Raw genomic sequence first — 17,412 nt, 5'->3', positions numbered from 1 at the left:
GCCCGCGCCCCATCGGCTGAAGCGGCGCGGGCCGTTCCCGGGGACGGGGTCCGGGTTCAGAACTTCGGTTCGGGAGTCCGTGCGGCGCACGGTTCCGCCGCCTCCGCCCAGGTCTCCACCGACGGGGGCGAGCCGTCCAGCGGCATGGCGGTCGCAAACCGGTGGGGAGTGAAAAATATGGGGCCCGCCACAGGTGTGTGGCGTTGGTCAGATGCCGAGGTCCTTGATGATTTTGGCGACGTGGCCGGTGGCCTTGACGTTGTAGAGGGCGCGTTCGATCTTGCCCTCCTCGTCGACGACGACGGTGGAGCGGATGACGCCCGTCACCGTTTTGCCGTAGAGCTTCTTCTCGCCGAAGGCGCCGTATGCCTCGAGGGTCTCCTTGGAGGGGTCGCCGACGAGCGTGACCTTGAGGTTTTCCTTCTCGCGGAACTTGGCGAGCTTCTCGGGCTTGTCGGGGGAGACGCCGATGACGTCGTATCCGGCGCCGGCCAGGAGTTCCAGATTGTCGGTGAAGTCGCAGGCCTGCTTGGTGCAGCCGGGGGTGAGGGCGGCCGGGTAGAAGTAGACGATGACTTTGCGTCCCTTGTGGTCGGCGAGCGAGATGTCGTTGCCGTCGGCGTCGGGGAGGGTGAAGGCGGGGGCGGTGTCGCCGGGCTGGAGTCGCTCGCTCATGGTTCTCCTCAGAGGCGTGTGGGGTGTACGGGACCGAGCGTAATAGGGGTGCCGTCGGGTGAGCGGGCGGCTGAGCTGACAGACTGGCGACGAAGGTTTACCGGACGAGGACCACGGAGGCGGCGCAGTGTCGGATGCCAGGACCCCTGCGCAGATCGAGGCGGACATCATCAGCAGGCGTGAGCAGCTTGCGGTGGTGCTCGATGAGATCGGGGTGCGGATGCACCCGAAGACGATCATCGGTGATGCGAAGGCCAAGGCTGCCGAGGCCGTGGACCGGACGGCCGGGCGGGCGTTCGTCGCGGTGAATCGGTCGGTGTCGGACGTGAAGGCGCAGTTTGTGTCGGAGGATGGCACGCCGCGTCTGGAGCGGGTGGTTCCGGCGGCGCTGCTGGCGGTCGGCGTGGTGGGGCTGCTGGTGTCGGTGCGGCGCAAGAAGCGCTGAGAAGGCTGACCCCGGGGGCGTGCGGGACGGCTGCGGGCAGGTAGGTTTCGGGGCGTGAGCGAGAACACCGACGACAAGCTGCCCATTCGTATGCTGCATGACCGCGTACTGGTCCGGTCCGATACGCCTGAGGGCGAGCGGCGTTCGGGCGGCGGCATTCTGATTCCGGCGACTGCTGCGGTGGGGCGCCGACTGGCCTGGGCTGTGGTGGTTGCGGTCGGCCAGAATGTGCGGACGGTGGAGCCGGGCGACCGGGTGCTGTACGACCCGGAGGACCGTGCCGAGGTCGAGGTGCGGGGTGTGGCGTACGTGCTGATGCGGGAGCGGGATCTGCATGCGGTGGCGGCGGACCGGTTCGAGGGTTCGGTGGATTCGACCGGGCTGTATCTGTAGCTCTGTTGTCTGCGAGATGTGTGGCGTAAGGCCTGGTGACGAGGGTCACCAGGCCTTTTGCATGCGCTTTGCTATGTTGGTGGGACCCCGACGAGACGCGCCGTACCGGGTTTCCGCAAAGACGACGCACCCGTGATGTCCGTGTGTCTGTGGTGTTCGGAGGTGCCGTCGTGGCGTGGGTTCTGCTGGTTGTTGCCGGTCTGCTGGAAGTGGCCTGGTCGATCGGGATGAAGTACACGGATGGGTTCACTCGGTTGTGGCCGAGTGTGTTCACCGGGTTCGGGATCGTGGCCAGCATGGTGCTGTTGGCGCAGGCGGCGAAGTCGTTGCCGATCGGTACGGCGTACGGCGTGTGGGTCGGTATCGGTGCGGCGGGGGCGGCGGTGCTCGGCATGGTGGTGCTGAATGAGCCGGTGACCGCCGCCCGGATTTTCTTTGTGTCTCTGTTGCTGGTGGCTGTGGTGGGGCTGAAGGCGACGTCGGGGCACTGAGCCCGGTAGGTCACTCGTTCGGCGGCGGGTGGGCGCCGTCGGCGCCCTCGGGGAAGAGTTCTTCGATGCCGCCGTTGTCGTTGCCGAAGATGTCCGCGCTGCCGCCGTCCGGGGGGTCGGCGGGCGCAGCCGTGGTGGCGGGGCCGCTGTCGGCGGGGCTGGTGGGCGGGGTGCTGGGCGGGCTGCTCGGTGGTGGGCCGGACGGTGTCTCGGCCGGGGGTCCTGTGCTGGTGGGGCCGGTGCCTTCGCCGGTGGGCAGGGCGGGTTCGCCGGCGCCTCTTTCGAGTTCGAGGGCGAATCCTTCGATGCTGCTGCCGCTGAGTGCGGCGCCGGTGTACTGGGCCCAGATCTGGGCGGGGGTGCCGCCGCCGTTGACGCGGGACAGGCCGAGTGCTCCGTAGAGCGGTTTCTGTACGCCGGTGTCGGGGTCCTGGCCCATGACGGCGATGACGGTTGCGAGGTCCGGGGTGTAGCCGGCGAACCAGGCGGCCTTGTCCTCCTCGGCGGTGCCGGTCTTGCCGGCGGCGGGGCGGCCGGCGCCCTGGGCGGCGGTTCCCGATCCGTTTTCGACGACGCTCTGCAGGATCGAGGTGGTGGTGTCGGCGGCTTCGCGGCTGACGGTCTGCTCGGTGTGACGGCCGGGGAGTGCGAGTTCCTTGGCGTCCTTGTTGATCTTGTCGACGAGGGTGTAGGTGCCGTGCCTGCCGTGGTTGGCGAGTGTCGCGTACGCCTGGGTCATGTCGAGGACGCTGGCGGTGGCGGTGCCGAGTGCGATGGACGGCGAGGCGGTCAGGTCGGGGGTGTTCTTGGGGATGCCGAGGGCGATGGCGGTGTCTTTGACGTTGCCGGGGCCGACGTCCTGGGCCATCTGCGCGTAGACGGCGTTGACCGACTTGTCGGTGGCGGCTCCGACGGTGATGGGTCCGTAGTTGATGTCGTCCTCGTTGGCGGGGGCGTACCCGGTGGGTCCGTTCGGGCCCCGCACCATGCGTCGGTTGGTGCCGTTGTAGAAGGTGTTGGGGGTGATGCGCCGGCCGTGCTGGGTGGTGGACCGGTTGGCGACGGCGGAGGTGAAGACGAACGGTTTGAAGGTGGAGCCGACCTGGTAGTCGCGGCGGGTGGCGTTGTTGACGTACTGCTTGGTGTAGTCGATGCCGCCGTACATGGCGACGACCCGGCCGTTCGAGGGGTCGATGGAGGCGCCGCCGACGCGGACGTTGCGGTCGGCCGGGCGCTCCGTGCTCGTCATCGACATCACGTTGTCGTTGACGGCTTTGACCAGGGCGTTCTGTTTCTTCTTCTCCAGTGTGGTGGTGATCCGGTAGCCGCCGGTGGCGAGCGTGCCCTCGTCGATGATCTTGTAGGTGGTGAGGTAGTCCTTGACGGCCTGGACGATGTAGCCGCGCTGTCCGGAGAGTCCGGTGGAGGCCTTCACCTTGTTGGGCGCGGGGAACCGCATGGTGGCGCGCTCGGATGCGCTGAGCCAGTTCTCCTTGACCATGCCGTCGAGTACGTAGTTCCAGCGGGCGACGGCCGCGGCCTTGTTCTCGGGGTGGACGACGACGTCGTATGCGCTGGGGGCGTTGAGAAGGGAGGCGAGGTACGCGCCTTCGGCGGTGGTGATGTGGCCGATGTCCTTGCCGTAGTACGCCTGGGCCGCGGCCTGGATGCCGTAGGCGTTGCGGCCGAGGTAGCTGGTGTTGAGGTAGCCCTCGAAGATCTGGTCCTTGCTCACTTCGCGGTCGAGCTTGATGGAGATGAAGAACTCCTTGGCCTTGCGCATGAGGGTCTGTTCCTGGCCGAGGTAGTAGTTCTTCACGAACTGCTGGGTGATGGTGGAGCCGCCCTGTTTTCCCTTGCCGGTGAGGGTGTTCCAGCCGGCGCGGGTCATTGCCTTGAGGTCGACGGCGCGTTCGGAGTGGAAGTTCCGGTCCTCGGCGGCGAGGACGGCGCGCTGGACTCTGAGGGGGACCTGGGCGAGCTGGATGTTCTGCCGGTTGATCTCGCCGTCGCGGGCGATGAAGCTGCCGTCCTTGTAGAGGTAGACGTTGGACTGCGCGGTGGCGGTGGGGTTGGCGGGCGGGATGCCGACGAGCTGGTATCCGGCGATGAATCCGCCGATCAGGACCAGGGTGATGATGAGGAGCGTGCCGAGCGTCACCCGCCAGGTGGGGACGGCCCGGCGCCAGCCGGTGCGTCCGGGGCGGTTCCTGCTTTTCCTTTTCTTCCCGCCGGGGGCGGCTGGGCCTGCGGGGGCGCCGGTGCCGGCAGAGGGGTCCCTCGGGGCCCGGTTCCCGTTGCCGGGCCCCCTGCTCTGCTGCTGTGGCTCGTCGCTCATATCGGTGGAGACTCCTCGGCTGCGGTCAATTCCCCCATAGTGCACTTTTCTGTCGGTCTGAGTCCTGGATCGACCCCGGGCCGACCTGTGATCGTTCCGGATCGGCCGCCGAAAAGCGGTCGCGGTGGCTGTTCCCGCTGCACTAGGGTCGTGCGCTTTGGTGTCCAACGCGGTTGGGCGCACGAGTGCGAACGAGCGCGGGGGTGATGGGGATGCGGTTGTACGCGGTGGTTGCGGCGGGCGGGTTCCGGCGCCATGCCACCTACCGGATCGCGACGGTGGCGGGGGTGTTCACCAACACCGTCTTCGGTTTCATCCTGGCGTACACCTATACGGCGCTGTGGGACGAGCGTCCGCACCTCGGCGGATACGACCTGTCCCAGGCGCTGACGTATGTGTGGCTGGGGCAGGCGCTGCTGGCGACCTCCGCGATGATGGGCGGCGGTTTCGAGGACGAGTTGGTCGAGCGGATCCGTACCGGCGATGTGGCGGTCGACCTCTACCGGCCGGTCGATCTTCAACTGTGGTGGTTGGCCGGAGACTTGGGGCGGGCTGCGTTCCAGTTGCTGGCGCGTGGCGTCGTGCCGATGGTGCTGGGGGCGCTGGCGTTCCCACTGGCTCTGCCCGGCTCGCCGGGGGTCTGGCCGGCGTTCCTGGTTTCGGTGACGCTCGGGGTCGTGGTCAGTTTCGCTCTGCGCTATCTGGTGGCGCTCTCCGCCTTCTGGCTGATGGACGGGGCGGGTGCGGCGCAGATCGCGTTCCTGGCGGGGCTGTTCTTCTCGGGGCTGCTGCTTCCGCTGACGTTGTTCCCGGGGGCGTTGGGCGAGGTGGCGCGGGCGTTGCCGTGGTCGGCGCTGCTCCAGGTGCCGGCCGATGTGTTCCTCGGGAAGCACACTGGTTGGGGGCTGGTGGAGGCGTTCGCCTTCCAGGGCGGCTGGGCGCTGGCGTTGTTGCTGGCGGGGCGGTTGGTGCAGTCGGTGGCGACGCGGAGGGTGGTGGTTCAGGGTGGCTGAGGTCACCGAGGTCTCGAGGGCTGTCGAGGTTCCCGATGCGGTGTTCGTCGAGCGGTCGAGGCTGATCGAAGGGGTTCGTGCGTACGGGCTGATCGTCGCGATGTGGCTGCGGTCGACGATGGCGTACCGTGCCTCGTTCGCCATGACGGCGTTCGGGAACTTCGCGGCGACAGGCTTCGACTTCGTCGCGATCCTGCTGATGTTCGCGCACGTCGACGAGTTGGGCGGCTACACGCTGCCGGAGATCGCCCTGCTGTACGGGGCTTCGGGCACCGCGTTCGGGCTGGCCGATCTGGTGCTGGGGTCGATGGACCGGCTGGGCCGCCGGGTCCGGGACGGCACGCTGGACACGCTGCTGGTGCGCCCGGTTCCGGTGCTGGCCCAGGTGGCGGCGGACCGGTTCGCACTGCGCAGGCTGGGGCGGATCACGCAGGGGCTGCTGGTGCTCGGTTACGGGCTGGCGGTTCTGGACATCGCGTGGACGCCGCTGAAGGTGGTGATGATCCCGCTGATGCTGCTGAGCGGGGCGGCGGTCTTCGGCGCGGTCTTCGTGGGCGGGGCGGCGTTCCAGTTCTTCGCGCAGGACGCGGCGGAGGTGCAGAACTCCTTCACGTACGGCGGGAACACGTTGCTGCAGTACCCGCCGACGGTCTTCGCGAAGGAACTGGTGCGCGGGGTGACGTTCGTGGTGCCGCTGGCCTTCGTGAACTGGCTGCCCGCGCTGTATGTGCTGGGCCGGGAGTACCCGCTGGGTCTGCCGGAGTGGGTGGCGTTCCTGCCGCCGGTGGTGGCGGGGGTGTGCTGGGTGCTCGCGGGGGCGGCGTGGCGGGCGGGGCTGCGCTCGTACCGGAGCACGGGGAACTGAGGACGAGCGGAGCGAGGACGGGGCATGACTACGGGTACGGGTTTCATCGAGCTCGACGGTGTCGAGAAGGTCTTCGAGGTGCGCCGCAGGACGGGTTTCCTGCGCAGTGAGCGGCGCGAGGTCCGCGCGGTCGACGGGATCGGCTTCCGGGTGGAGCGCGGCGAGATGGTCGGCTACATCGGTCCGAACGGCGCGGGCAAGTCGACCACCATCAAGATGCTGACGGGCATCCTCACCCCGAGCGGCGGGTGGCTGCGGGTCGCGGGCATCGACCCTTCCAGGGAGCGTACGAGGCTGGCGCACCGGATCGGTGTGGTCTTCGGCCAGCGCACCACACTCTGGTGGGACCTGCCGCTGCGCGACTCGTACCGGCTGGTGCACCGGATGTACCGGGTCCCCGACGCCCGGTTCCGGGAGAACCTGGACCGCTGTGTCGAACTCCTGGATCTGGGAGCGCTGTTGGATGTGCCGGTGCGGCAGCTTTCGCTCGGGCAGCGGATGCGCGGCGACATCGCGGCGGCACTGCTGCACGATCCGGAGGTGCTGTATCTGGACGAGCCGACGATCGGTCTGGATGTGGTCTCCAAGGCCAAGGTTCGTGGATTTCTTCGGGACTTGAATGCCGAGCGGGGCACGACGGTGCTGCTCACCACGCACGATCTGACGGACATCGAGCAGCTCTGCCGGCGGGTGATGGTGATCGACCACGGCCGTCTGATGTACGACGGTGCGCTCGCCGGGCTGCATGAGGTCGGCGAGAGCGAGCGCACGCTGGTTGTGGATCTGGAGCGTGAACTCCCGCCGATCTGCCTGGAGTCGGAGCCTTCGGTGCGTACGGTGAAGGTGGAGGGGCCGAGGCAGTGGCTGGCCTTTCCGGCGTCGGGTTCGGCGGCTCCGCTGGTGGCGCGGATCGCCGCGGAGTATCCGCTGGTGGATCTTTCGGTGCGGGAGCCGGACATCGAGGCCGTGATCGCGAAGATGTACGCGTCGGCCGAGGCGCGAGTGCCGTGACCGGCAGAGCTTGCCGGGAGGGGCACTGAATCCGGGGCGCGTGGGGATCCGAAGCGTGTCGGATCCGAAGTGAGTTGGATCCCGAAGCACGTGGGAGACGGGACGCCGTGGACCCGAAGCGCATGGGAGATGGGGCGCGGTGGATCGGTGACGTGGGCGGGCGGTTTTTATAGGCTGCGCGGTATGACGAGCGAACTTCCGGACATGCGTGCTTCCGATACCGAGCGTGAGCGTGTTGCCGAGGTCCTGCGCGACGCGGTGGCCGAGGGTCGCCTGCAGATGCAGGAGTTCGAGCAGCGGCTCGACGCGGCCTACAAGGCTCGTACGCATGGGGAGTTGGAGCTGCTCGTCCGCGATCTTCCGGCGCCGGGCGGGGCGGTGGCGCCGGTGGGTGCGGGCGGGGCGCCTGCACGCGCGGGTTCGGCGGGCACCGACTGGGCGGAACGCATCGGCGGTCCTGCCACGTCGAATGGTGCGTTCGCCGTCTGGGGCGGGTTCCGGCGCAAGGGCAGGTGGACGGTGGGCCGGAAGTTCACCGCGTTCACGATGTGGGGCGGCGGCGAGATCGATCTGCGTGAGGCCCGTTTCGAGGACCGCGAGGTCGTCATCCGCTGCTTCACGATCATGGGTGGGATGCAGGTGACGGTCCCGCCTGAGCTGGATGTCAAGGTCAGCGGCATCGGCATCCTGGGCGGCTTCGGCGACCGGGCGACGGGCGAGGGCACCCCCTCGCCGGGTTCGCCGCGGGTGCGGATCACCGGGCTCGCGTTGATGGGCGGGGTCGGTGTGGTGCTCAAGCGGAGGAAGGCGGACAGGGAGCGTGCCCGGGAGTTGAAGAAGGGGCTCGGGGGCGAATGAGTCCGTCCGGAGCTTGAGGTCGCGGCGGACGCACCGCCCGCCGCGACGCCTTCTCAGAGGAGGTCGGACGCCGGAGCCTCCTGGTGCAGGCTCCGCAGGTCCACCTGCTGGCCCAGTTGCAGATATCCGGCGTCGTTGAGATGCAGATGGTCGCCGCAGTCGTACGCCGGGCGGAGCCGGCCGGGGCGGTGCGGGTCGCGCGCCGCCCGGTCGAAGTCGATGACCTCGTCGAAGACGCCGCCGGCCCGGATCTGCTCGTTGACCCGCATCCGTACGGCGTCCTGTGCGGGTGTCCAGGTGGGGTACCCCTCGTACGGCATCAGGGTTGCCCCGACGACCTGCAGCCCGCGCGCGTGGGCGCGTTCCGTCATGGCCTTCAGTCCGTCCACGATGTGCTGCGGGTCCTGCTCCTGCGGGAACTGCTGCACGTCGTTGATGCCGAGGGCGATGATGACGGTCTTCACGCCGGCGACGCCCAGCACATCGCGGTCGAGGCGGGCGAGCGCCCGCTGACCGCGGCCCTGGCCGTCGCGCAGGATGCGGTTGCCGGCGATGCCCTGGTTGACGACCGCGTAGCGCCCGTGCAGCCGGTCGGCGAGGACGTCGGGCCAGCGGCCGTTGGCGTCGAGAGCGGAGCAGGAGCCCGCGGTGAGCGAGTCGCCGAGGGCGACGACTGCTCCGGCGGAGGAGGCGTTGCGGACGTCCACTGCGGTGAGGTAGCGCCACACGTTGGTCTGCCGGGTACCGCGCTCGTCCGCGAGGTACGAGGTCTGGTGGCTGTTCGGGTGGATGGTGACGGGTCCCTCGGCGGTGGGCGTGCGGAGGGTGACGACGAGATCGGAGTCGGCGTCGACGGGGACGACCACCGGGTCGCTGACGACCTGTCCGCCCGCGGCGACGGTGACGGAGGGGGCGCCGCGGAAGGAGACGGGACGGGTGTTCACCGTGGCCTGGTCGACGAGCAGGGGACGCGTACCGAAGAGGTTGGAGAGGGTGATGCGGGCCGCGTCGCCGCCGATGCTGGTGTGGACGACGTTACGGATGGTGCGCCGGAGGAGGTCGTGTGCGGGGTCCGGGTCGGCCACCCCGGCCACGGGCGCCCCGGCCCAGGTGGCGACCCAGACGCCGGCGGAGTGGGCGGGCGCGGCGGACGGACGGGCCGCCGGCTGCGCGCCGACCCGTTGCGACCCGGCACCGGAGAACAGCGCGGACCCGGCGTACGCCATGAATGCGGCAAGCGCGGCGGTACCCGCCACGAGGGCGATGAGCAGGGCGGTTCCCTGGCGCCTGGGCATGGGCGGGGTGTCTCCTCGTGGTGATGGGGGCTGGGCTCATGATGGGGCACAGTGCCGGGAACTCGACATGCGGCCCGGGAGTACGTCAGGTAGGGACAATGCGTACGGGGCGCCGGGGGCGGTGCGTACGCGGACGCGGACGGGTGGAGCGGATGGAACGGATCGAACGGACCAGGTCGGGCGAGCCGGGCGGTGGACCGGCCGAGCGCACGCAGGCACATGGCGGCGCGGACGGGAGCTCCGGCACCGCAGCTTCAGCTCCCGCACGCCCCACCCCTCTCGTCTCCTTCGCGTACACGGCCGCGGACGAGGAGAAGCGGCGTGGTGTGCGCCGTATGAAGACCACGGCCACCGGCCTCCTTCTGCTCGTCGCGCTCGTGTATGTCCTCGCCACCTGGGCGAAGAACGCGGGTGTGGGCGGCTGGCCGGGCTTCGTCGCCGCGGCCGCCGAGGCGGGGATGGTGGGTGCGCTGGCCGACTGGTTCGCCGTGACGGCGCTGTTCAAGCGTCCGCTCGGCCTGCCGATCCCGCACACCGCCATCATCCCCACCAAGAAGGATCAGCTCGGGACCTCTCTGGGTTCCTTCGTCGGGGAGAATTTCCTGTCGGGTGATGTGGTGCGCGGCCGGATCGAGGCGCTGGGCATCGGCGGCCGGCTCGGGGCCTGGCTGGCGGAGCCGGCCCACGCCGACCGGGTCACCGCCGAGCTGGCGACCGCGTTGCGCGGCGCGCTGACGGTCCTGCGCGACTCGGACGTGCAGGCCGTGGTGGGTGAGGCGATCACCCGGCGGGCGAACGCGGCGGAGGTCGGCCCCGGCCTCGGGAAGATGCTGGAGAATATCGTCGCCGACGGCGGCCATCGCCGGGTCGTGGACCTGATCTGTCTGCGGGCGCACGACTGGCTGGTGCTGCACGCTGACTCCGTGATGGACGCGGTGCAGGGCGGGGCGCCGGGGTGGACGCCGCGGTTCGTCGACAAGCGGGTGGGGGAGCGGGTCTACAAGGAGCTGCTGCGCTTCGTGACGGAGATGCGGGACATGCCGGGGCATCCGGCGCGCGCCTCGATCGACACGTTCCTGACGGACTTCGCGGCCGACCTCCAGACCGACTCGGACACCCGGGCGCGGGTGGAGCGGCTGAAGACGGAGATCCTGGGACGCGGCGAGGTCCAGGAGTTCATCGCGTCGGCCTGGTCGTCGGTACGCACGATGATCATCGCGGCGGCGGAGGACGAGCAGAGCGAGCTGCGGCTGCGGGCGCGCGCCTCGCTGATGTCACTGGGCGCGCGGCTGGCGACGGACAGGCGGCTCCAGGCGAAGCTGGAGGGCTGGCTGGAGGACGCGGCGGTGTATGTCGTCACGACGTACCGCACGGAGATCACATCGCTGATCAGTGACACGGTCGCGGGCTGGGACGCGGACCAGACGTCGAAGAAGATCGAGGCGCACATCGGCCGTGACCTGCAGTTCATCCGGATCAACGGCACGGTGGTGGGTGCCCTGGCGGGCCTGCTGATCTATACGGTGTCGCGGGCGTTCGGCGCGTAGTCACCGGGCGCGGCGACGCGGGGTGTGAGCAGAGGCAGCCGCGCTGACCGGACCCGCCGGTTCAGGGCCCGGGGGTCCGGCACGCCTTCGAGGGAACGCGCTCAGGCGGCGCGGCGGGTGACCGCCCACGACGCGGCGGCGACCGTGCCCGCCACGGTGAAGACGGCGGGCCAGGCGCCGAGCTTCTTGGCCAGCGGGTGCGATCCGGCGAACGCGGCGACGTACGCCGTGGTCAGTGCGGTGGCCGCACGCGGTCCGGCCTGCCGGTTCCACTCGTACGCGGCGACCGTGCCCGCTGCGGCGAGCGCGACCCCGCCGAGCGGCCGCTTCTTGGTCCACCGTGCGACCGCGTAGCCGCCGACGAGTCCGCTCGCCGCCACTGCCGCCGTAGGAACCTTTGCCATCGCCGCCACCTTCGCCTTCTCGTCTCGTGGCTCTTGCTGTGGCTTCCGAGGCTAACGCGGTTGGCGGACACCCGGCTCCCCAGGGGGTGCACAAACGTTTACCCTAAGAGGTGAACGTCTGTGCACCCCTGGCCTTCACCCCCACCGCCGACCACCCCACGGAGATCGCATGCCCGCGGACACATCTGCCCCCGACGGGGCAGCCGCCCGGACCCCGACCCCGCACCACCCCCGTTTCGCCGTGGGCGTCCTCGCCTTCTGCGGGGTCGTGGTCGCGATCATGCAGACGATCGTCGTCCCGCTTCTGCCGCACATCCCGGCCCTCACCGGCGCGACCCCGGCCGCCGCGAGCTGGCTGGTCACCGTCACCCTTCTCACCGGCGCCGTCTTCACGCCCGTGCTGGGACGGGTCGGCGACATGTACGGCAAGCGGCGGGTGCTCGTCACCTCGCTCGCGGTGCTGGTCGTCGGTTCGGTGCTGTGCGCGGTCAGCTCCCACATCGGCGTACTGATCACCGGCCGCGCCCTCCAGGGCGCCGCGCTCGCCGTCGTACCGCTGGGCATCAGCATCCTGCGCGACGAACTCCCGCCCGAGCGTGTCCTCTCCGCGGTCGCCCTGATGAGTTCGACGCTGGGCATCGGTGCGGCCGTCGGGCTGCCGGTCGCCGCGCTCGTCGTCGAGCACTTCGACTGGCACGCCATGTTCTGGGTGTCGGGAGTGATCGGCCTCATCGACATCGTGCTGGTGCTCTGCTGCGTACCCGAGTCCCCGTTGCGCTCGCGCGGCCGTTTCGACGCCGTCGGCGCGCTGGGGCTGTCCGCCGCCCTGGTCTGTCTGCTGCTCGCGGTGACACAGGGCGCCGACTGGGGCTGGACGTCGACCCGCACGGTCGGACTGCTCGTCGCCGCCGTCGTGGTGGCGCTGCTCTGGGGCGCGTACGAGCTCCGTGTGACGACGCCCATGGTCGACCTGCGGGTCTCGGCCCGCCCGGCCGTCCTGCTGGCCAACGTCGCAGCTCTGCTGATCGGCTTCGCCTTCTACGCGAACTCGCTGGTCACCGCGCAGATGGTGCAGGAACCGAAGGCGACCGGCTACGGGCTCGGTGCCTCGCTCGTCGTCAGCGGACTGTGCCTGCTGCCGGGCGGCGTGTCGATGGTGGCGCTCTCGCCGGTCTCGGCACGGATCTCCGCGGCGTACGGGCCGAAGGTCAGTCTGACGCTGGCGGCCGGGATCATCGCCGTCGGCTATGTGGTGCGGTACTTCACCAGCCACAGCCTGTGGCTGATCATCGCCGGCGCGACGGTCGTCGCGTCGGGCACGGCCATCGCGTACTCGGCGCTGCCCGCGCTGGTGATGCGCGGGGTCCCGCCGGGCGAGACGGGCGCGGCCAACGGTCTCAACACGCTGATGAGGTCGATCGGGCAGGCGTTCTGCAGCGCGACGGTGGCCGCCGTGCTGACCAACCTCACGTTCCGGGTGGGTGGCCGGACGGCTCCGACGCTCCACGCGTATCAGCTGGTCTTCCTGATCGCGGCGGGCGCGGCGCTGCTGGCGCTGGCGGTCACACTGTTCCTGCCCGGCAGGCGCACGGCCGGGGCGGGTACGGTCGGAGAGAGCCGCGACGACCGCAAGGGCGGTGCGCGGACGATCACGATCGAGGAGGGCGCATGACCGGCAGCCAGGCCACCGCTCCGGCTCCGGCCCCCATCGACGCCGGCACGGGCCGGGACGCGATTCTGCGGGCGGCCCGGCGGGCGTTCACCCAGCGCCCGTACGCGGATGTGACCATCCGCGGGATCGCCGCCGACGCGGGAGTCAGCCCCTCCCTGGTGGTCAAGCACTTCGGCCGCAAGGAAGAACTCTTCAACACGGTCGCCGACTTCGGCCCGGCCGCCGAGGAGCTCTTCGACGCCCCGCTGGACGAGCTCGGCCGCCACATGGTGATCACGCTCGTGCGCCGTCGCCGCGAACAGCAGACGGACCCGCTCCTGCGCGTCGTGTTCTCCCTCGGCAACCAGGACGAACGCTCGCTGCTGCGCGACCGCTTCCACGAACAGGTCACCGAGGCGCTGACCGCCCGCCTCCCCGGCCACGAACGCGCCCTGCGCGCCGAATTGATCGCAGGTCACCTCCTCGGTCTCGGCGCCACCCTGAGCCTGCACCGCGAGGGCGCGGGTGCGCTGGCCACCCCCGAACACCTCGCGGACCTGTACGCACCGGCGCTCCAGACCCTGATCACGGGCTGAGGGCGGCACGATCCGCACAGGGTCACCCGGAGGACTACCGCTGACGGGGCCGCGGCGTTCAAGATGACGCCTGTCGCCCGCTGCGGCACGGGGTCTCGGTCCTGGGCACGTGTGACGTCAACCCTGGCACCTAGTGGCATCACGTGGTGCCACTAGGTGCGCCAGTGAGGTCGAAGCTCCGCGTGGCACCGCATTGGCGCAGCTCGATATTGAAGCGTTTCCGCAGGTCAGGGCCGCCAGATGAGTGACGGCCGACGGCCACTCCCCTTATGGGCTTGCGCATGGCGCCACAGTGGTGCCACTATGACGTCATGGACCTGACGCCGTATGTCGACAACCTTCGCCGCGAACTCGCGGTGGCCGCCGAAGCCGGCGGCGAAGAAGCCCGCGAGCTGGCCGAGCGGCTCACCGCTCCTCTGGAGTCGGCGACCCGCCTGACGATGCTCAATGTGCTCTCCGCCGCGATGGACGAGATCACCCGTGAACTCGCCCCCGGGTCGGTCGACGTACGACTGCGCGGGCTCGACCCCGACTTCGTGGTGACGCGGCCGGCGGGCGATGAGGCGTACGAGGACAGGAGCGGGCCCGCCGCCGAGCCGCTCAAGGCCCCGGCCCCGGCACCCGCCGACGGCGACGAAGGCGGCACCGCCCGCGTCAATCTGCGCCTGCCCGCCCACCTGAAGGCGCGCGCCGAGGAGGCCGCGAGCCGCGAGGGCCTGTCGGTCAACGCGTGGCTGGTACGGGCCGTGTCGGCCGCGGTCGACGGTGGCACCCAGTCACGTACGACAGAGAAGACCCGCACCACCCGCTCCGTCGGACAGAGCTTCACGGGCTGGGTGCGCTAGCCGCGCCCCGCCCGCCCCCACTTCACCCACACCACGTCCCACCAGCAGGGACGCCACGAAGACCCAAGAGGACGGGACAGCCATGCCTTCTTTCGACACTCCCCAGCCGATCTCGGTCACCGCCAACGTGGCCGCCGGTTCCATCCAGTTCTCCGCGAGCGACCGCCTCGACACAGTCGTCGAGGTGCGGCCCCGCGACCCGAAGAAGGACAAGGACGTGCGGGTCGCCGAGCAGACCGAGGTCACCTACGCGAGCGGCGTGCTGACCATCAGGACACCCAAGGGGCGCTACCTCGTCGGGCCCACCGGCAGCGTCGACGTGACGGTCGAACTGCCCACCGGCTCGCGCGTCGACACGACCGGTTCCTGGACCCAGGTGCTCGGCGAGGGCCGGCTCGGCGAGGTCCGCGTGAAGACGTCGTCGGGTGACGTCCGCCTGGATGCGACGGGCCCGCTGCAGCTGACCGCGTCGCACGGCTCGATCACTGTGGACCGGGTCGAGGGCCTGGCCGAGATCACCACCAGTTCCGGCAGCCTGCGCGTCGGTGTCGTGGACGGTTCGGCCGTCCTGAAGAACTCGCACGGCTCCACGACCGTCGGCGCCGCGATCGGCGAGCTGCGGGTGAGCGGCGCCAACGGCGACATCGACATCCAGCGCGCCGAGGGCTCCGTCACCGCGACCACCGCGCACGGCACCCTGCGCGTGGGTGATGTGGCCCGCGGCACCGTCCAGTTGGAGACCTCCTACGGCGCCATCGATGTCGGCGTCCGCGAGGGCACGGCCGCCTGGCTCGACGTCAGCTCGGGCAACGGGCAGGTGCGCAACGCGCTCGCCGCGTCCGAGAGCCCGGACAAGGCCGAGGAGACCGTCGAGGTCAAGGCCCGCACCCGCTACGGCAACATCGACATCCGCCGCGCCCGGGCCTGACCCGCCCCGTCTCCGTACAGCCAAGGCCACTTCACCACTCACCACGCCTTCGAATGGGAGGGCCCCATGCCTTCTTCTGTCATGCCCACATCCAGTCAGGGTGACGGCCGGCAGCCGTCCGCCGCCGTCGCCACCGCCGGTCTGCGCAAGTCGTACGGCGACAAGACCGTCCTCGACGGCATCGACCTCGTCGTCCCGGCCGGGACCGTGTTCGCGCTGCTCGGCCCGAACGGCGCCGGCAAGACCACCGCCGTGAAGATCCTGTCCACGCTCATCTCCGCCGACGGCGGGCAGGCCCGGGTCGCGGGCCACGACCTCGCCGCCGACCCGCAGGCCGTGCGGGCCGCGATCGGTGTCACCGGGCAGTTCTCCGCCGTCGACGGGCTGATCACCGGCGAGGAGAACATGCTCCTCATGGCGGACCTGCACCACCTGTCCAAGCGCGAGGGACGGCGGGTCGCCGCCGAGCTCCTCGAGCGCTTTGACCTCACCGAGGCCGCAAAGAAGCCCGCCTCCACCTACTCCGGCGGCATGAAGCGCCGCCTCGACATCGCCATGACCCTGGTCGGCAACCCGCGGATCATCTTCCTCGACGAGCCGACCACCGGCCTGGACCCGCGCGCCCGCCACAACATGTGGCAGATCATCCGCGAGCTGGTCTCCGGCGGCGTCACCGTCTTCCTCACCACCCAGTACCTGGAGGAGGCCGACGAACTCGCCGACCGCATCGCGGTACTGAACGACGGCAAGATCGTCGCCGAGGGGAGCGCCGACGAGCTGAAGCGGCTGATCCCCGGCGGGCACGTCCGGATCCGGTTCTCCGATCCGGCGGCGTACCAGTCGGCCGCCTCCGCCCTGGGCGAGGCCACTCGGGACGACGCGGCACTGTCGTTGCAGATCCCGAGCGACGGCAGCCAGCGCGAGCTGCGCTCGATCCTCGACTGGCTGGACTCGGCCGGCATCGAGGCGGACGAACTGACCGTGCACACCCCCGACCTCGACGATGTGTTCTTCGCTCTGACCAGCAGCAACGTGCCGGCCCAGGCCGGCAGGACCAAGGAGGATGCCCGATGAGCTCCCTCTCCCTCGCCGTGCGCGACTCGTCGACGATGCTGCGCCGCAACCTCCTGCACGCGCGGCGCTACCCGTCCCTCACCCTGAACCTGCTGCTCACCCCGATCATGCTGCTGCTGCTCTTCGTCTACATCTTCGGCGACGTGATGAGCGCGGGCATCGGCGGCGGCGGCGCCGACCGCTCCGAGTACATCGCGTATCTCGTGCCGGGCCTCCTGCTGATGACGATCGGCAGCACCACGATCGGCACCGCGGTCTCCGTCTCCAACGACATGACCGAGGGCATCATCGCCCGCTTCCGCACCATGGCGATCCACCGCGGCTCCGTGCTCATCGGACACGTCGTCGGCAGCGTCCTGCAGTCAATCGTCAGCGTGGTCCTCGTCGGCGCCGTCGCCGTGGCCATCGGCTTCAGGTCCACGGACGCCACCGTCCTGGAGTGGCTCGCAGCGTTCGGACTGCTCGTGCTCTTCGCCACGGCGCTCACCTGGATCGCGGTCGGCATGGGCCTGATCAGCCCGAACGCCGAAGCCGCCAGCAACAACGCGATGCCGCTGATCTTTCTGCCGCTCATCTCCAGCACCTTCGTCCCGGTCGACGCCATGCCGGGCTGGTTCCAGCCGATCGCCGAGTACCAGCCGTTCACCCCGGCCATCGAGACCCTGCGCGGGCTGCTGCTCGGTACCGAGATCGGCAACAACGGGTGGCTGGCCGTGGTCTGGTGCCTGGGGCTGGCCGTGCTCGGCTACGTCTGGTCCAAGTCGGTGTTCAACCGCGACCCGAAGTAGGGGGCAGCAGCTCGTCCCGCTCCAGGGCGGCGTACTCCGACACCACGTCGGCGTACGCCGCCCCGTCGGCGTTCTCCCGGCGGATCAGGCCGCCATCCGGGTGGCCCGCGCTGTGCGGTGCTGGTGAGCGGGGGGGGGGGCGGGGCCACTTGCTCACAGGTCTTCGACCGGACTACCGCGGCGTGAGGCCGTGAG

General features: G+C 70.0%; 18 protein-coding genes and 1 riboswitch. Of the genes, 14 read left to right on the top strand and 4 right to left on the bottom strand.

Going from position 1 to position 17,412, the window contains the following annotated elements; translation table 11 throughout:
- Positions 1–207: 207 nt before the first annotated feature.
- A complete protein-coding gene (gene bcp, locus ACNPQM_RS19780) occupies positions 208–675 on the bottom strand; it encodes a thioredoxin-dependent thiol peroxidase (RefSeq protein ID WP_358857712.1) in 468 nt (155 codons plus the stop codon).
- Between the two features lie 127 nt (positions 676–802).
- Here bcp and ACNPQM_RS19775 point away from each other — a divergent pair, with 127 nt between their 5' ends.
- The 3 genes from ACNPQM_RS19775 (at position 803) to ACNPQM_RS19765 (ending at position 2,004) form a co-directional block, all read left to right on the top strand.
- Positions 803–1,120, top strand: a complete 318-nt coding sequence (locus ACNPQM_RS19775) for a DUF3618 domain-containing protein (RefSeq protein WP_418085043.1) — start codon at positions 803–805, stop codon at positions 1,118–1,120.
- A 54-nt stretch (positions 1,121–1,174) separates the two neighbouring features.
- Complete coding sequence (locus ACNPQM_RS19770; protein ID WP_030923137.1) at positions 1,175–1,513, top strand: GroES family chaperonin; 339 nt, start codon at positions 1,175–1,177, stop codon at positions 1,511–1,513.
- Positions 1,514–1,572: 59 nt separating this feature from the next.
- A riboswitch (guanidine-III (ykkC-III) riboswitch) is annotated at positions 1,573–1,644 on the top strand.
- A 39-nt stretch (positions 1,645–1,683) separates the two neighbouring features.
- A complete protein-coding gene (locus ACNPQM_RS19765; protein WP_358857714.1) occupies positions 1,684–2,004 on the top strand; it encodes a DMT family transporter in 321 nt (106 codons plus the stop codon).
- Positions 2,005–2,014: 10 nt separating this feature from the next.
- Here ACNPQM_RS19765 and ACNPQM_RS19760 read toward each other — a convergent pair whose 3' ends face one another.
- Complete coding sequence (locus tag ACNPQM_RS19760; RefSeq protein WP_418085042.1) at positions 2,015–4,342, bottom strand: transglycosylase domain-containing protein; 2,328 nt, start codon at positions 4,340–4,342, stop codon at positions 2,015–2,017.
- 212 nt (positions 4,343–4,554) lie between these two features.
- Here ACNPQM_RS19760 and ACNPQM_RS19755 point away from each other — a divergent pair, with 212 nt between their 5' ends.
- The 4 genes from ACNPQM_RS19755 (at position 4,555) to ACNPQM_RS19740 (ending at position 8,089) form a co-directional block, all read left to right on the top strand.
- Positions 4,555–5,355, top strand: a complete 801-nt coding sequence (locus ACNPQM_RS19755; RefSeq protein WP_358857716.1) for an ABC transporter permease — start codon at positions 4,555–4,557, stop codon at positions 5,353–5,355.
- Positions 5,348–6,220 (top strand): ABC transporter permease, encoded by an 873-nt coding sequence (locus ACNPQM_RS19750; protein WP_358857717.1) that lies wholly within the window; start codon positions 5,348–5,350, stop codon positions 6,218–6,220. The genes ACNPQM_RS19755 and ACNPQM_RS19750 overlap by 8 nt, the downstream gene beginning before the upstream one ends.
- Before the next feature lie 24 nt (positions 6,221–6,244).
- Positions 6,245–7,231: an ABC transporter ATP-binding protein gene (locus tag ACNPQM_RS19745; RefSeq protein WP_418085041.1), complete on the top strand. Its 987-nt coding sequence runs from the start codon at positions 6,245–6,247 to the stop codon at positions 7,229–7,231.
- 204 nt (positions 7,232–7,435) lie between these two features.
- Positions 7,436–8,089 carry a DUF1707 SHOCT-like domain-containing protein gene (locus ACNPQM_RS19740; protein WP_358857804.1) on the top strand — a complete coding sequence of 218 codons (654 nt, stop codon included), beginning with the start codon at positions 7,436–7,438 and terminating at the stop codon, positions 8,087–8,089.
- Between the two features lie 53 nt (positions 8,090–8,142).
- On the opposite strand, the gene ACNPQM_RS19735 is transcribed toward ACNPQM_RS19740, so the two are convergent.
- The gene (locus tag ACNPQM_RS19735; RefSeq protein ID WP_418085040.1) at positions 8,143–9,384 is read right to left on the bottom strand and encodes an SGNH/GDSL hydrolase family protein; all 1,242 of its coding nucleotides are present in this window, start codon (positions 9,382–9,384) and stop codon (positions 8,143–8,145) included.
- A gap of 152 nt (positions 9,385–9,536) precedes the next feature.
- Between ACNPQM_RS19735 and ACNPQM_RS19730 the strand changes: the two genes are divergently transcribed.
- The gene (locus ACNPQM_RS19730; RefSeq protein WP_418085039.1) at positions 9,537–10,931 is read left to right on the top strand and encodes a DUF445 domain-containing protein; all 1,395 of its coding nucleotides are present in this window, start codon (positions 9,537–9,539) and stop codon (positions 10,929–10,931) included.
- 101 nt (positions 10,932–11,032) lie between these two features.
- Here the strand turns inward: ACNPQM_RS19730 and ACNPQM_RS19725 are convergent, their stop codons facing one another.
- Positions 11,033–11,335 (bottom strand): hypothetical protein, encoded by a 303-nt coding sequence (locus ACNPQM_RS19725; RefSeq protein WP_266985198.1) that lies wholly within the window; start codon positions 11,333–11,335, stop codon positions 11,033–11,035.
- Positions 11,336–11,504: 169 nt separating this feature from the next.
- Between ACNPQM_RS19725 and ACNPQM_RS19720 the strand changes: the two genes are divergently transcribed.
- The 6 genes from ACNPQM_RS19720 to ACNPQM_RS19695 all read left to right on the top strand — a co-directional run bounded on the left by ACNPQM_RS19720 (position 11,505) and on the right by ACNPQM_RS19695 (position 17,217).
- The gene (locus ACNPQM_RS19720) at positions 11,505–13,007 is read left to right on the top strand and encodes an MFS transporter (RefSeq protein ID WP_418085038.1); all 1,503 of its coding nucleotides are present in this window, start codon (positions 11,505–11,507) and stop codon (positions 13,005–13,007) included.
- Positions 13,004–13,582, top strand: coding sequence for a TetR family transcriptional regulator (locus ACNPQM_RS19715; protein ID WP_418085037.1), 579 nt, complete (start codon positions 13,004–13,006; stop codon positions 13,580–13,582). Before ACNPQM_RS19720 ends, ACNPQM_RS19715 begins: the two co-directional genes overlap by 4 nt.
- A 311-nt stretch (positions 13,583–13,893) precedes the next feature.
- Positions 13,894–14,427 (top strand): hypothetical protein, encoded by a 534-nt coding sequence (locus ACNPQM_RS19710; protein WP_418085036.1) that lies wholly within the window; start codon positions 13,894–13,896, stop codon positions 14,425–14,427.
- A gap of 82 nt (positions 14,428–14,509) precedes the next feature.
- A complete protein-coding gene (locus tag ACNPQM_RS19705) occupies positions 14,510–15,355 on the top strand; it encodes a DUF4097 family beta strand repeat-containing protein (RefSeq protein ID WP_418085035.1) in 846 nt (281 codons plus the stop codon).
- Positions 15,356–15,421: 66 nt separating this feature from the next.
- Entirely contained in the window at positions 15,422–16,429 is a 1,008-nt protein-coding gene (locus ACNPQM_RS19700) for an ATP-binding cassette domain-containing protein (protein WP_418085034.1), read from the top strand.
- Positions 16,426–17,217 (top strand): ABC transporter permease, encoded by a 792-nt coding sequence (locus ACNPQM_RS19695; protein WP_358857727.1) that lies wholly within the window; start codon positions 16,426–16,428, stop codon positions 17,215–17,217. Before ACNPQM_RS19700 ends, ACNPQM_RS19695 begins: the two co-directional genes overlap by 4 nt.
- Positions 17,218–17,412 lie beyond the last annotated feature (195 nt).

The organism is Streptomyces sp. NPDC056231 (genome assembly GCF_048270745.1).
In the GTDB taxonomy this organism is placed as follows: domain Bacteria; phylum Actinomycetota; class Actinomycetes; order Streptomycetales; family Streptomycetaceae; genus Streptomyces.
The sequence above is the reverse complement of the archived record's forward strand: the minus strand, read 5'-3'. Positions and strand labels throughout refer to the sequence as shown.

Bases quoted from the DNA above. Each gene is read 5' to 3' on its own strand.
- ACNPQM_RS19740 (WP_358857804.1), top strand. From the start codon at position 7,436: ATGCGTGCTTCCGATACCGAGCGTGAGCGTGTTGCCGAGGTCCTGCGC.
- bcp (WP_358857712.1), bottom strand. From the start codon at position 675: ATGAGCGAGCGACTCCAGCCCGGCGACACCGCCCCCGCCTTCACCCTC.
- ACNPQM_RS19755 (WP_358857716.1), top strand. From the start codon at position 4,555: ATGCGGTTGTACGCGGTGGTTGCGGCGGGCGGGTTCCGGCGCCATGCC.
- ACNPQM_RS19745 (WP_418085041.1), top strand. From the start codon at position 6,245: ATGACTACGGGTACGGGTTTCATCGAGCTCGACGGTGTCGAGAAGGTC.
- ACNPQM_RS19710 (WP_418085036.1), top strand. From the start codon at position 13,894: ATGGACCTGACGCCGTATGTCGACAACCTTCGCCGCGAACTCGCGGTG.
- ACNPQM_RS19695 (WP_358857727.1), top strand. From the start codon at position 16,426: ATGAGCTCCCTCTCCCTCGCCGTGCGCGACTCGTCGACGATGCTGCGC.
- ACNPQM_RS19760 (WP_418085042.1), bottom strand. From the start codon at position 4,342: ATGAGCGACGAGCCACAGCAGCAGAGCAGGGGGCCCGGCAACGGGAAC.
- ACNPQM_RS19705 (WP_418085035.1), top strand. From the start codon at position 14,510: ATGCCTTCTTTCGACACTCCCCAGCCGATCTCGGTCACCGCCAACGTG.
- ACNPQM_RS19725 (WP_266985198.1), bottom strand. From the start codon at position 11,335: ATGGCAAAGGTTCCTACGGCGGCAGTGGCGGCGAGCGGACTCGTCGGC.
- ACNPQM_RS19735 (WP_418085040.1), bottom strand. From the start codon at position 9,384: ATGCCCAGGCGCCAGGGAACCGCCCTGCTCATCGCCCTCGTGGCGGGT.
- ACNPQM_RS19720 (WP_418085038.1), top strand. From the start codon at position 11,505: ATGCCCGCGGACACATCTGCCCCCGACGGGGCAGCCGCCCGGACCCCG.
- ACNPQM_RS19715 (WP_418085037.1), top strand. From the start codon at position 13,004: ATGACCGGCAGCCAGGCCACCGCTCCGGCTCCGGCCCCCATCGACGCC.
- ACNPQM_RS19730 (WP_418085039.1), top strand. From the start codon at position 9,537: ATGGAACGGATCGAACGGACCAGGTCGGGCGAGCCGGGCGGTGGACCG.
- ACNPQM_RS19700 (WP_418085034.1), top strand. From the start codon at position 15,422: ATGCCTTCTTCTGTCATGCCCACATCCAGTCAGGGTGACGGCCGGCAG.